The sequence below is a fragment of the Bradyrhizobium sp. WBOS08 genome (assembly GCF_024585125.1).
Taxonomy (GTDB): Bacteria; Pseudomonadota; Alphaproteobacteria; order Rhizobiales; family Xanthobacteraceae; genus Bradyrhizobium; species Bradyrhizobium japonicum_B.
Map to the genome: position 1 here is coordinate 4,259,442 of NZ_CP028988.1, position 11,987 is coordinate 4,271,428.

Annotated in this window: 11 protein-coding genes; 9 read left to right on the plus strand and 2 right to left on the minus strand. The window is 65.8% G+C overall.

The window, feature by feature from the left end; all coding sequences use genetic code 11:
* Window positions 1-63: 63 nt before the first annotated feature.
* Window positions 64-288 (minus strand): hypothetical protein, encoded by a 225-nt coding sequence (locus DCM80_RS20060; protein ID WP_257193283.1) that lies wholly within the window; start codon window positions 286-288, stop codon window positions 64-66.
* A gap of 276 nt (window positions 289-564) precedes the next feature.
* On the opposite strand from DCM80_RS20060, the gene DCM80_RS20065 reads away from it, so the two are divergent.
* The 3 genes from DCM80_RS20065 (at window position 565) to DCM80_RS20075 (ending at window position 3,651) form a co-directional block, all read left to right on the plus strand.
* Window positions 565-1,521: an N-carbamoyl-D-amino-acid hydrolase gene (locus DCM80_RS20065; RefSeq protein ID WP_257193284.1), complete on the plus strand. Its 957-nt coding sequence runs from the start codon at window positions 565-567 to the stop codon at window positions 1,519-1,521.
* Between the two features lie 1,362 nt (window positions 1,522-2,883).
* The gene (locus DCM80_RS20070) at window positions 2,884-3,303 is read left to right on the plus strand and encodes a DUF4118 domain-containing protein (RefSeq protein WP_257193285.1); all 420 of its coding nucleotides are present in this window, start codon (window positions 2,884-2,886) and stop codon (window positions 3,301-3,303) included.
* A gap of 150 nt (window positions 3,304-3,453) precedes the next feature.
* Window positions 3,454-3,651, plus strand: a complete 198-nt coding sequence (locus tag DCM80_RS20075) for a hypothetical protein (RefSeq protein WP_257193287.1) — start codon at window positions 3,454-3,456, stop codon at window positions 3,649-3,651.
* 242 nt (window positions 3,652-3,893) lie between these two features.
* On the opposite strand, the gene DCM80_RS20080 is transcribed toward DCM80_RS20075, so the two are convergent.
* Window positions 3,894-4,871: a LysR family transcriptional regulator gene (locus tag DCM80_RS20080; protein WP_257193288.1), complete on the minus strand. Its 978-nt coding sequence runs from the start codon at window positions 4,869-4,871 to the stop codon at window positions 3,894-3,896.
* A gap of 121 nt (window positions 4,872-4,992) precedes the next feature.
* Here DCM80_RS20080 and DCM80_RS20085 point away from each other — a divergent pair, with 121 nt between their 5' ends.
* From DCM80_RS20085 to DCM80_RS20110, 6 genes are read left to right on the plus strand one after another with little or no spacing between them, the layout of a single operon-like run.
* Window positions 4,993-6,030: a class 1 fructose-bisphosphatase gene (locus DCM80_RS20085; RefSeq protein WP_257193290.1), complete on the plus strand. Its 1,038-nt coding sequence runs from the start codon at window positions 4,993-4,995 to the stop codon at window positions 6,028-6,030.
* Window positions 6,031-6,042: 12 nt separating this feature from the next.
* Window positions 6,043-6,918 (plus strand): phosphoribulokinase, encoded by an 876-nt coding sequence (locus DCM80_RS20090; RefSeq protein ID WP_135167820.1) that lies wholly within the window; start codon window positions 6,043-6,045, stop codon window positions 6,916-6,918.
* Window positions 6,919-6,946: 28 nt separating this feature from the next.
* Window positions 6,947-8,965, plus strand: coding sequence for a transketolase (gene tkt / locus DCM80_RS20095; RefSeq protein ID WP_257193291.1), 2,019 nt, complete (start codon window positions 6,947-6,949; stop codon window positions 8,963-8,965).
* Between the two features lie 12 nt (window positions 8,966-8,977).
* Entirely contained in the window at window positions 8,978-10,063 is a 1,086-nt protein-coding gene (fba, locus tag DCM80_RS20100) for a class II fructose-bisphosphate aldolase (RefSeq protein ID WP_257193292.1), read from the plus strand.
* A 37-nt stretch (window positions 10,064-10,100) separates the two neighbouring features.
* Window positions 10,101-11,561: a form I ribulose bisphosphate carboxylase large subunit gene (locus DCM80_RS20105; RefSeq protein WP_257193294.1), complete on the plus strand. Its 1,461-nt coding sequence runs from the start codon at window positions 10,101-10,103 to the stop codon at window positions 11,559-11,561.
* Between the two features lie 11 nt (window positions 11,562-11,572).
* The gene (locus tag DCM80_RS20110) at window positions 11,573-11,980 is read left to right on the plus strand and encodes a ribulose bisphosphate carboxylase small subunit (RefSeq protein WP_257193295.1); all 408 of its coding nucleotides are present in this window, start codon (window positions 11,573-11,575) and stop codon (window positions 11,978-11,980) included.
* Window positions 11,981-11,987 lie beyond the last annotated feature (7 nt).

Consider the following 11,987-nt stretch of genomic DNA (forward strand, 5'->3'; position numbering starts at 1 on the left):
CATGGAAATGGCGGCGGTGGAGCTTGGTTCCCTTGCGAAGGGCGCGGATCGCGAAAGGCCTGATTACTTCCGCAGCAGCTCGCTCAAGGCCGCGGTCGCCTCGGCGCAGCGGATGTCGTCGATCTCGCGCGAGAGGCTGAGCGCGCTCGCTTTCAGCTCCTCGATCTTCCAGGTGTCCGGATGCTGGCTTTCAAGCTGACCCAGCCGCTTGTTCAGATCATCCAGTCTGGATTGGAGGTGCCCGATGCTGGCATCCCCATTCACTTTCCAAACGCGTTGTGCACGCATCGTCGTTCCCCTGATCGTCTCACGGCTTGTGAGAGCGGTTCGTGGCCGGAATGGGAGTTTGTTTTGTCCGGCTTCAGATCGTGGGGAACCGTTGCATATCCGCAACGAAGTTCCAGGATTCTTCCGCATGGTCGGGCGGCTCCGCACGATGATACCCGCAAGGCATGGAATTTGATTGTGTCCCGTCGCGAAGATGGGACGACCCGACCTGTGCGCGCGGTGCGCCGCTCGATAGGCTCGGGGCTCGAGGCACTCCGGACAACGAAGGAATGAGGCGTGGCGAGATTTGTGACTGTTGCGGCCGGCCAGCTTGGCCCGATCGCCAGGACCGAGAGCAGGACTGAAGTCGTGGCCCGGCTGATGGCCTTGATGCGCGAGGCGAAGGCGTGCGGATGCGACCTGATCGTCTATCCCGAGCTCGCGCTGACGACCTTCTTCCCGCGCTGGTATTTCGAGGATCAGGCCGAGATCGACCAATTCTTCGAGCGCGAGATGCCGGGCCCGGAGACGCGAGGCCTGTTCGATCTCGGCCGCGAGCTCGGCATCGGCTTCACCCTCGGCTATGCCGAGCTGACGGTCGCGGCCGGCGTCGTCAGGCGCTACAACACGTCCATTCTCGTCGACAAGAGCGGCGCGATCGTCTCGAAATACCGCAAGGTCCATCTGCCCGGCCATGCCGAGCACGAGCCGTGGCGGAAGTTTCAGCATCTGGAGAAGCGCTATTTCGAGCCGGGCGGCGGCTTCGGCGTCGCCAGCGCCTTCGGCGGCGTGATGGGCATGGCGATCTGCAACGACCGCCGCTGGAGCGAGACCTATCGGGTGATGGGCCTGCAGGGCGTCGAGATGGTGATGATCGGCTACAACACGCCGGTGCACAATCCGCCCGCGCCCGAGCATGACGATCTCTCGCTGTTCCACAATCATCTGGTGATGCAGGCCGGCGCCTACCAGAACGGCACCTTCGTGGTCGGCGTCGCCAAGGCCGGCATCGAGGAGGGCGTCGACCATATCGGCGGCAGCTGCATCATCGCGCCCTCGGGCGAGATAATCGCGCGATGCACGACCAAGGGCGACGAGCTCGCGCTGGCGCGCTGCGATCTCGATCTCTGCAATTCCTACAAGCGCACCACCTTCAATTTCGACGTCCATCGCCAGCCGCACGCCTATGGGATGATCGTCGAGCGCAAGGGCGTCACGACCATGGCGGATGGCGCGCCGGTGCAAGCGAAGTGATGCGTTCTCTCTTGTAGCCCGGATGGAGCCAACGGGTCGGCGCGAAGCGCCGCCCGATGACAGGCTCCGCGCAATCCGGGACCGTTCGCCCGGCATCTCGCACCGTCCCGGATTACGCTGGCGCTCCATCCGGGCTACGGCACCGTGCCTGTGTCGGCCTCTGTCAATCCATCCGCGTGAAAATATTCCACTTTACCGAAATTCGGTTTTGACGTATGTGTCGCCCATCCCGGCTCATCCAGGAGGGGCGATCTCGAGGTCGTCTTGATCGCGAGCCGGGCTTGCGGTGGACGCGGCAGCGTCGGCACGAGAGGTGCGGGCAGGGCGGGTAGTCCCTGTGAGCCCGTAACCGCGTGCGGACGAACGGCGCTGTTCAGTTCGTCGCGCCAACATTCGATGGCTACGTGCACGATGCCGTCGACCCTGTGGTGCGAACGAATGCGCGTACGGCAAAACCGTGTGGTCCTGGCCGTCGTTGCTACGGTCAAGCCGGATCGAAGATGTGCGCGAGCCCAACCGGGTGGACGGCATCATCAATTCGACCGGCGAGGGAGGCCAGAAGGAAAGTTCGGCTCCCGGGAGAGCACGGCATAAGCCGTCCGACCATCGCGCAGGGAAGGCCGAGTGATCGGCACCACCTGTATGCTGCTGTGCGGTTCTTCTGCGTGTGCATTTTGCGCAGCAGACCGCGGGTGCGTTGTCAGCACCCGGCCTTCCCTGCGCCCTTCTGGATTGAGGGCGGAGACGCAAGCAAAGCTCGGGCGATTCAAGTCGCGAGAGCGAGAAGGCATGTCTGCGATTTGCGCTGCGCGTACCACAAACGCGATCTCGTAGGGTGGGCAAAGCGCAGCGTGCCCACGCGTTTATCTCCGCATTTGAAAGGTCGTGGGCACGGCGCCAGTGCGCCTTTGCCCACCCTAAGACACTGTCACTTCATACTCCGTCATTGCGAGGAGCCCTTGCGACGAAGCAATCCAGAATCTCTCGGCGCAAAGATTCTGGATTGCTTCGCTGCGCTCGCAATGACGGCGAGAGATCGCCCGCCATCCACCGCTCTCGTGCCCCGGACGCAGCGCAGCGTCCCCGGCGATGCGAAGCATCGTCCGGTGCGGTGCGCTGCAGAGCCGGGGCCCATCTCGCGGCATTGGACCGTGTCGCCCTGGGTCCCGGCTCTGCGCTGCAACGCTTGCGCGTTGCAGCTTGTCCGGGACGCGCACCCCAGCCAGCCGGCAAGCCTCCAGAGCGGTGCTTCGCGGCTCGTTGACCAGTCCCGGGGCGCTGTCGTTTCCATCTCGCGGTTTGCCTGCGGCTGTAGTATTTTCGTCTCAATCAAGCCGGTTAACGGGCGGCAGGGGGAGGCTGATGAGGCGCGCGGGGCTGCTTGGCGTACCCTGGGTGCGGCCGTGGTCGTGGCAGGCGTTGCTGCTCGCCTGCATCGTGATCGCGATGTCGGCTGTGCTTCAGGCCATCTGCGTTGCGCTCGGCGCGCAATACTATTTTGCGGCGTTCCTGCCCAGCCTGTTCGTGCTCGGCCTCGTCGCGGGCGCGCCGGCGGCGGGGTTCGCTGCTTTGTTCACCATTCCGCTGGTGTGGTGGGCGTTCATTCCGCCCGCCTTCGAGTTCAACGCGTTATCCAGCGCGAATGCCGATTCCATCAACCTGTTCTGCCTGCTGGCCGTGCTGCTGATCGGCCTTGCCGATCTCTGCCGCGAGACGATGAAGATCGTCAGCCGCGGCGGGCTGAAGCCCCCGGGCGAGAGCGCGGCAACGAATCCGCAATAAATCGCTGTCCGGACCGTCCCGTCAGCGCGTTGGGCGTTGCGTGCGCGCAACAATCCGGCAACCATCCGCGCGCTTGCCGTGCGCCGCTAACTTTTCGAAAAAGATTTGGCCGCAATTTCTCCCCCGGGAACGACGAGGGAGCTTTCGGACATGAACGGTCACGCCATCCTGGAGAACGTGCGGCGCTATCGCGGCATCGCATCGCTCTATCGCCAGACCGCGGCATTCCGCCCGGGCCAGAGCTGGTCGCTGCTGGAGCAGGCCGGGGAGTGGGAGGCGCGGGCGCTGTCGGAGCTGGAAGCCTATTTCGCGACGTGCCTGGACCACGCCGCGCCGCTCGCGGCCTGATCGCCAGCGGCCGGCGCGGCCGTGAACTGGCCCGCCGCAGGCGCCATCGCCCTCGTGGCCATTACGGTGTTGTGTCGCCGCCCGCCTGTGCTAGCAACGGGCCGCTCAAAATCTCCTCCACGCCGGCCGGGGCAAGCAATGACCACCTTCAACCGCATCTTCACGACGCAGCGCCTGCTCCAGATCATCGCGATCCTGGCGGCCACCGTTGCCATGAAGCTGATGAGCTGAGCGGCGGCGGCTCAGCGCTCGCCGAGCTCGGGCAGGTCCGGCAGGTAGTTCGACCCTTCCGAGCCGAGAAAATCGAACATCGCCTGCGCCGGCGGCAGCAGCACCTTGTCGCTGCGGCGGATCACGTACCATTGCCGTACGATCGGCAGGCCCGCAACGTCGAGCACGACGAGCCGGCCCTCGGCGAGCTCATGCGCCACGGTGTGAGCCGAGATGAAAGCGATGCCGAGCCCGGCGATCACCGCCTGCTTGATGGTCTCGTTGCTGCTCATCTCCATGCCGATGATCGGCTCGAGGTCGGACTTCTGGAACATGCCCTCCATCAGCGTCCGCGTGCCCGAGCCGGGCTCGCGGGTGAGGAAGGTCTCGTGCACGAGATCGGTCAGGCTGAGGCCGGAATCCTGCTCGAGCCAGTGCCCCTTGCGCGCGACGATGATGTGCGGATTGCGCCCGAGCTGGCGGACGTCGACCGAGACGTCGGCCGGTGGCCGACCCATCACCGCGAAATCGAGCTCGTAGCCGTGCATGGTCTCGCGGATCTCCTTGCGATTGCCGATGGTCAGCTTGATCTCGATCTTGGGATAGCGCTTGGAGAACGCCGCGATCGCGTGCGGCACGAAATATTTCGCGGTCGAGACCGCGCCGAGATGCACGGTGCCGCCGGTCCGCCCCGCCAGCAGGTCGAGCGCGCCCTGGCAGTCCGTGATGGCGGCCTCGACCCGCTCGGCCAGCGTCAGCACCTCCTTGCCCGCCTCCGTCAGCAGCATGCCGTCGCCGGTTCGCTGCACCAGCGGCAGGCCGGCAAGGTCCTGAAGCTGCCGGAGCTGCTGGGTCACGGCCGGCTGGGTCAGCCCGAGATGGCCGGACGCCGCCGTCACACTGCCCTTGGCCGAGAGCGCCGCAAGCGACCGCAGCTGCCGGATCGTCAGATGCCGGAGCTGAGCCGCTGCATGGCCGGGGCTATTATAAGAAAATTCTTTGAGGCTCATTATGAATAGAAATTTTCCTTATTAAGCCGCCCCTGTCAATCTCCTGATGCCGGGACTGACCGCACCGACCTCCACCGGGGAGGCAATCGGAGGCGGCGCCGGCAAAGGGGATGGACGCGAGATGACCGGGCAAATCAGGCTGGACGATCACCTTCAACGGTACTCCGAGACCGCGCCGCACGCGCTGGCCGTGGCAGCCGCGGTCGATGCCATCGCGGCGGCGGCCATCGAGATCGCCGACCTCATCGCGTCAGGCGATCTCGCGGACGCCTCCGGCCTCACCACCGGCCGCAACAGCGACGGCGACCTCCAGCGCAATCTCGATGTGCAGGCGGATGCGATCCTGCGCCGCTGCCTCGGCCGGCTGCCGGTCGCGGCGCTCGCCTCGGAAGAGATGCGCGAGGCCCAGATCGGCGACCGGCAGGGGCGCATCTGCATCGCCATCGATCCGCTCGACGGCTCCTCCAACATCGACATCAACATGACGGTGGGCACGATCTTCTCGATCCTGCCCGCCCCGGACGACCTCACGCTCGCCTTCCACCAGCGCGGCTCGGCGCAGCTCGCGGCGGGCTTCGTCACCTACGGTCCGCAGACCTCCCTGGTGCTGACGCTCGGCGAGGGCGTCGACATCTTCACGCTCGACCGCAAGGCGGGCTGCTTCCGCCTCGCGCGCCGCGGTGTGCAGATCGCCGAGACCGGCGAGGAGTTCGCGATCAACGCCTCGAACCGGCGGCACTGGGATCCGCCGGTGCGCGCCTTCATCGACGAATGTCTCGCCGGTGTCGAAGGGCACGCCAACCACGATTTCAACATGCGCTGGGTCGGCTCGCTGGTCGCCGAGGCCTATCGCATCCTCACCCGCGGCGGCGTCTTCCTCTACCCTTCCGACGCGCGTCCCGGCTACGGCGACGGCCGCCTGCGCCTGGTTTACGAGGCGCACCCGATGGCCATGATCGTCGAGCAGGCCGGTGGCTCCGCCACGACGGGACGCGAGCGCATCCTCGACCTCTCGGCGCAGAGCCTGCATCAGCGCGTGCCGCTGATCATGGGCTCGAGCAACGAGGTGCGCCGCGTCGAGGAGCTGCATTGCGATCCGCTGCTGGTCGCCAGCGTCTCCGCACCGCTGTTCGCGCGGCGCGGTTTCTTCCGGCTCTGAGCGAGGCGCGCCATGTCCAGGAAGCATCCGATCATCTCCATCACCGGCTCCTCCGGCGCCGGCACCACCTCGGTGAAGAAGACGTTCGAGCAGATATTCTTCCGCGAGAAGGTCAACGCCGCCTATATCGAAGGCGACGCGTTTCATCGCTACGACCGCGCCGAGATGCGCGCGCAGATGGCGAAGGAAGCCGATCGCGGCAACAAGCATTTCAGCCATTTCAGCCCCGAGACCAATTTGTTCGAGGAGCTGGAGCGCGCCTTCCGCGACTACGGCGAGACCGGCACGGCGGTGACGCGGCACTACGTCCACGACGCCGAGGAATCGGCGCTGCACGGCGCGGCGCCCGGCACCTTCACCGATTGGGAGAAGCTGCCGGAGAACTCCGACCTGTTGTTCTACGAGGGCCTGCACGGCGCCGTGGTCACCGACAAGGTCAATGTCGCGCGCTATGCCGACCTCAAGATCGGGGTCGTGCCCGTCATCAATCTCGAATGGATCCAGAAGCTGCACCGCGATCGCAGCGCGCGCGGCTACTCCACCGAGGCGGTCACCGACACCATCCTGCGGCGGATGCCCGACTACATCCACTACATCTGCCCGCAATTCACCGAGACCGACATCAACTTCCAGCGCGTGCCGACGGTGGACACCTCCAATCCGTTCGTCGCGCGCTGGATCCCGACGCCGGACGAATCGATGGTGGTGATCCGCTTCAAGAATCCGCGCGGCATCGACTTCCCCTATCTGCTGTCGATGCTGCCGCAGAGCTGGATGTCGCGCGCCAATTCCATCGTCTGCCCCGGCGCGAAGCTCGACCTTGCGATGCAGCTGATCCTGACGCCGCTGATCATGCAGCTCATCGAGCGCAAGCGGAACCTGAAGTGACGTCCACCAACGATAATGGGAGGATCCGATGAACATCTCGGTTCATGCCGAAGCCGATCTCAATGCGGTCTCGCACAATGATCTCGCCAACGCCGTCCGCTTCCTCGCGGTCGATGCCATCGAGACGTCGCAGTCGGGCCATCCCGGCCTGCCCATGGGCATGGCCGACGTCGCCACCGTGCTGTTCTCGCGCTTCCTGAAATTCGACTCGGCGCATCCCAACTGGCCGGACCGCGATCGCTTCGTGCTGTCGGCCGGCCATGGCTCGATGCTGCTCTACGCATTGCTGCATCTGACCGGCGGCGACGTCAGCCTCGACGACATCAAGGCGTTCCGGCAATGGGGCTCGAAGACGCCGGGCCATCCGGAATACGGCCATACGCCGGGCGTGGAGACCACGACGGGGCCGCTCGGGCAGGGGATCGCGACCGCGGTCGGCATGGCGCTCGCCGAGCGGATGGCCAATGCGCGGCATGGCGACGGGCTCGTCGATCACTTCACCTACGTGGTCGCGGGCGATGGTTGCCTGATGGAAGGTCTCAGCCAGGAGGCTATCTCGCTCGCCGGCCATCTCGGGCTCGGTCGATTGATCGTGCTGTTCGACGACAACGGCATCTCGATCGACGGACCGACCTCGCTGGCCACGTCCGACGATCAGCTCGCGCGTTTCGCCGCCTCCGGCTGGTCGGTGCGCAGCATCGACGGGCACGATCCGGAAGCGATCGCGCAGGCCATCGCCGAGGAGCGGGAGACCGCAAGGCCGTCGCTGATCGCCTGCCGCACCATCATCGGCTACGGCGCGCCGGATCGGCAAGGCACGGAGAAGGCGCATGGCGCGCCGCTCGGCACCGAGCAGACGGCGGCGGCGCGGCGGGCTCTCGGTTGGGACTACCAACCCTTCGTGGTGCCGATGCCGGTGCTCAAGGCATGGCGGATGATCGGGCAGCGCGGGCAGGTCGATCGGCTCGCCTGGCTCGATCGCTATGAGCGCGCGACGCCGGAGCAGCGCGATCTGTTCGTCGAGGGCAAGGCGGTCGCCTTGCCGGCCGAGTACGCGCTGGCTGCGGCGAAATTGCGCGAGCGCTTCGCATCCGAGCGTCCCAAGCTCGCGACGCGGCAGGCTTCGCAACAGGTGCTCGACGGCATCGCCGGGACCATCCCCGGCCTGATCGGCGGCTCCGCGGACCTCACCCATTCGAACCTCACGCATGCCAAGGCGCAGGCTCCCGTCAAGCGCGGGGCGTATGCCGGCGACTACATCCACTACGGCATCCGCGAGCACGGCATGGCCGCCGCGATGAACGGCCTCGCGCTGCATGGCGGCTTCATCCCCTATGGCGGCACGTTCCTGGCGTTCTCCGACTACAGCCGGCCCGCGATCCGCCTTGCGGCGCTGATGCGGCTGCGCGCCATCCACGTGATGACGCACGATTCCATCGGCCTCGGCGAGGATGGCCCGACCCACCAGCCCGTCGAACACCTTGCCGCGCTGCGGGTGATCCCGAACCTGCTGGTGTTCCGTCCCGCCGATGCGGTGGAGACCCTGGAGGCCTGGGACTGCGCACTCGGCTCCGAGAACCGTCCATCGGTGCTGTGCCTGTCGCGGCAGGCGCTGCCGACCTTCCGCAGCGATGCGCGCGGCAAGAACCGCGTCTCACGCGGCGCCTATCTCGTCGTCTCGCCGGACGGCGGCCGCGACGTGACGCTGATCGCAACCGGATCGGAAGTGTCGATCGCCCTGGAAGCCGCCCGCCTGCTTGCGACCGAGCACGTCCGTGCAGCCGTGGTCTCCGCGCCCTGCTTCGCCCTGTTCGAGGCGCAGCCGGACGATTACCGCGCCACCGTGCTCGGCACCGCGCCGCGCGTCGGTGTCGAGGCAGCCGTCGCCGGCGACTGGCATCGCTGGATCGGCCCGGAGGGCGAATTCGTCGGCATGCGCGGCTTCGGCGCCTCGGCGCCGGCACCGGTCCTGTACCGGGAGTTCGGCATCACGCCGCAAAGCATTGCGGAAGCGGCCCGCCGGGCGATCGCCCGCAAGCGTCAATAAGGAGGATCAATCGTGGCTCGTATCACCCTTCGCCAATTGCTCGATCACGCGGCCAGCCACGGCTACGCAGTGCCGGCATTCAACATCAACAATATGGAGCAGGGCATCGCGATCATGCAGGCGGCGGCCGAGGTCGACGCGCCCGTCATCATCCAGGCCTCGCGCGGCGCGCGCAGCTATGCCGGCGATCTCATGCTCTCGCACATGATCGACGCGCTGGAGCGGACCTATCCGGACATCCCGCTCTGCATGCACCAGGACCACGGCAATGACGAGGCAACCTGTGCTTCCGCGATCGCCCATGGCTTCACCTCCGTCATGATGGACGGCTCGCTCAAGGCCGATGCAAAGACGGCGGCCGACTACGACTACAATGTCGCGATCACCCGGCGCGTCGTCGATCTCGCGCACTGGGTCGGCGCCTCCGTCGAAGGCGAACTCGGCGTGCTCGGCTCGCTGGAGCACGGCGGCGGCGAGCAGGAAGACGGCCACGGCGTCGAGGGCAAGGTCAGCCACGACCAGCTGTTGACCGATCCCGACCAGGCGGTCGACTTCGTCCGGGCCACCAAGGTCGATGCGCTCGCCATCGCGATGGGCACCTCGCATGGCGCCTACAAGTTCAGCCGCAAGCCGGACGGCGACATCCTGGCGATGCGCGTGGTCGAGGAGATCCACCGCCGGCTGCCGAACACGCATCTGGTGATGCACGGCTCCTCCTCGGTGCCGCAGCCGCTGCAGGACATGTTCAACCAGTTCGGCGGCGAGATGCCGCAGACCTGGGGCGTGCCGGTCGAGGAGATCGTCCGCGGCATCAAGAGCGGCGTGCGCAAGGTCAATATCGACACCGACTGCCGGCTGGCGATGACCGCGATATTCCGCAAGGTTGCGGCCGAGAGCCGCAATGAGTTCGATCCTCGCAAATTCCTCAAGCCCGCGATGGACGCGATGCGCGAGCTCTGCCGCGACCGGTTCGAGCAGTTCGGCACCGCAGGCCATGCCAGCGAGATCAAGGTCGTTCCCTTGAGCGAGATGGCGCGGCGCTACCGCGCCGGCGAGCTGGATCCGCGCGTCGATGCCCGCGAGCCGGTTGCGGCCTGATCAATCAGAAGAGCAGAGAAAATAGCAGGAGAGAGACATGAACGCACATGCAGGCACGGTCCGCGGCAAAGAGCGCTATCGCTCAGGCGTGATGGAATACAAGCGCATGGGCTATTGGGAGCCCGACTACACGCCGAAGGACACCGACGTCATCGCGCTGTTCCGCGTGACGCCGCAGGAAGGTGTCGATCCGATCGAGGCCTCTGCGGCGGTGGCCGGTGAATCCTCGACCGCGACCTGGACCGTGGTCTGGACCGATCGCCTCACGGCTGCCGAGAAATATCGCGCGAAATGCTACCGCGTCGATCCGGTGCCGGGCACGCCGGGTTCGTACTTCGCCTATATCGCCTATGATCTCGACCTGTTCGAGCCTGGTTCGATCGCGAACCTCTCGGCCTCGATCATCGGCAACGTGTTCGGCTTCAAGCCGCTCAAGGCATTGCGGCTGGAGGACATGCGCTTTCCCGTCGCTTATGTGAAGACGTTCCAGGGACCCGCGACCGGCATCGTGGTCGAGCGCGAACGCCTCGACAAGTTCGGCCGGCCGCTGCTCGGCGCGACGGTGAAGCCGAAGCTCGGGCTTTCGGGCCGCAATTATGGCCGCGTGGTCTATGAGGCGCTGAAGGGCGGGCTCGACTTCACCAAGGACGACGAGAACATCAACTCGCAGCCCTTCATGCATTGGCGCGATCGTTTCCTCTATTGCATGGAGGCCGTGAACCGTGCGCAGGCCGCCTCCGGCGAGGTGAAGGGCACGTACCTGAACATCACCGCGGGCACGATGGAGGACATGTACGAGCGCGCCGAGTTCGCCAAGGAGCTGGGGTCGTGCATCGTCATGATCGACCTCGTGATCGGTTATACCGCGATCCAGTCGATGGCGAAATGGGCGCGGCGCAACGACATGATCTTGCATCTGCACCGCGCCGGCCATTCGACCTATACACGGCAGAAGAGCCACGGCGTGTCGTTCCGCGTCATTGCGAAGTGGATGCGGCTTGCCGGCGTCGACCATATCCACGCCGGCACGGTGGTCGGCAAGCTCGAAGGCGACCCCAACACCACGCGCGGCTATTACGACGTCTGCCGCGAGGACTTCAATCCGGCCAAGCTCGAGCACGGCCTGTTCTTCGACCAGCATTGGGCAAGCCTCAACAAGATGATGCCGGTCGCCTCCGGCGGCATCCATGCCGGCCAGATGCATCAGCTGCTCGACCTCCTGGGCGAGGACGTGGTGCTGCAGTTCGGCGGCGGCACCATCGGCCACCCCATGGGCATCGCGGCCGGCGCGATCGCCAACCGCGTGGCGCTGGAAGCGATGATCCTCGCGCGCAACGAGGGTCGCGATTACGTCCACGAGGGCCCGGAGATCCTGGCCAGGGCGGCCGAGACCTGCACGCCGCTGAAAGCGGCGCTCGAGGTCTGGAAGGACGTGACCTTCAATTATCAATCCACCGACACGCCGGACTTCGTGCCGACCGCGCTCGAAACCGTCTAAGGAGATTTGACATGAAGCTCACTCAAGGCTGCTTCTCGTTTCTGCCCGATCTCACCGACGATCAGATCACCAGGCAGGTGCAATATTGCCTGACCAAGGGTTGGGCGGTGAACATCGAGTTCACCGACGATCCGCATCCCCGCAACACCTATTGGGAGATGTGGGGGCTGCCGATGTTCGACCTTCAGGACGCCGCCGGCGTGATGATGGAGCTCGCCGAATGCCGCAGGGTGTACGGCGACCGCTACATCCGCATCAGCGGCTTCGATGCCAGCCATGGCTGGGAATCGGTGCGGATCTCCTTCCTCGTCAACCGGCCACCGAAGGAAGCCGAATTCGAGCTGGTGCGGCAGGAGGTCGGCGGCCGCGCGATCCGTTACACGACGGTACGCAAGCCGCCCGCCCACGCCGCTCAATAACCGTTCT

Bases quoted from the DNA above. Each gene is read 5' to 3' on its own strand.
- DCM80_RS20060 (WP_257193283.1), bottom strand. From the start codon at position 288: ATGCGTGCACAACGCGTTTGGAAAGTGAATGGGGATGCCAGCATCGGG.
- DCM80_RS20070 (WP_257193285.1), top strand. From the start codon at position 2,884: ATGAGGCGCGCGGGGCTGCTTGGCGTACCCTGGGTGCGGCCGTGGTCG.
- DCM80_RS20075 (WP_257193287.1), top strand. From the start codon at position 3,454: ATGAACGGTCACGCCATCCTGGAGAACGTGCGGCGCTATCGCGGCATC.
- DCM80_RS20080 (WP_257193288.1), bottom strand. From the start codon at position 4,871: ATGAGCCTCAAAGAATTTTCTTATAATAGCCCCGGCCATGCAGCGGCT.
- DCM80_RS20085 (WP_257193290.1), top strand. From the start codon at position 4,993: ATGACCGGGCAAATCAGGCTGGACGATCACCTTCAACGGTACTCCGAG.
- DCM80_RS20090 (WP_135167820.1), top strand. From the start codon at position 6,043: ATGTCCAGGAAGCATCCGATCATCTCCATCACCGGCTCCTCCGGCGCC.
- tkt (WP_257193291.1), top strand. From the start codon at position 6,947: ATGAACATCTCGGTTCATGCCGAAGCCGATCTCAATGCGGTCTCGCAC.
- DCM80_RS20105 (WP_257193294.1), top strand. From the start codon at position 10,101: ATGAACGCACATGCAGGCACGGTCCGCGGCAAAGAGCGCTATCGCTCA.
- DCM80_RS20110 (WP_257193295.1), top strand. From the start codon at position 11,573: ATGAAGCTCACTCAAGGCTGCTTCTCGTTTCTGCCCGATCTCACCGAC.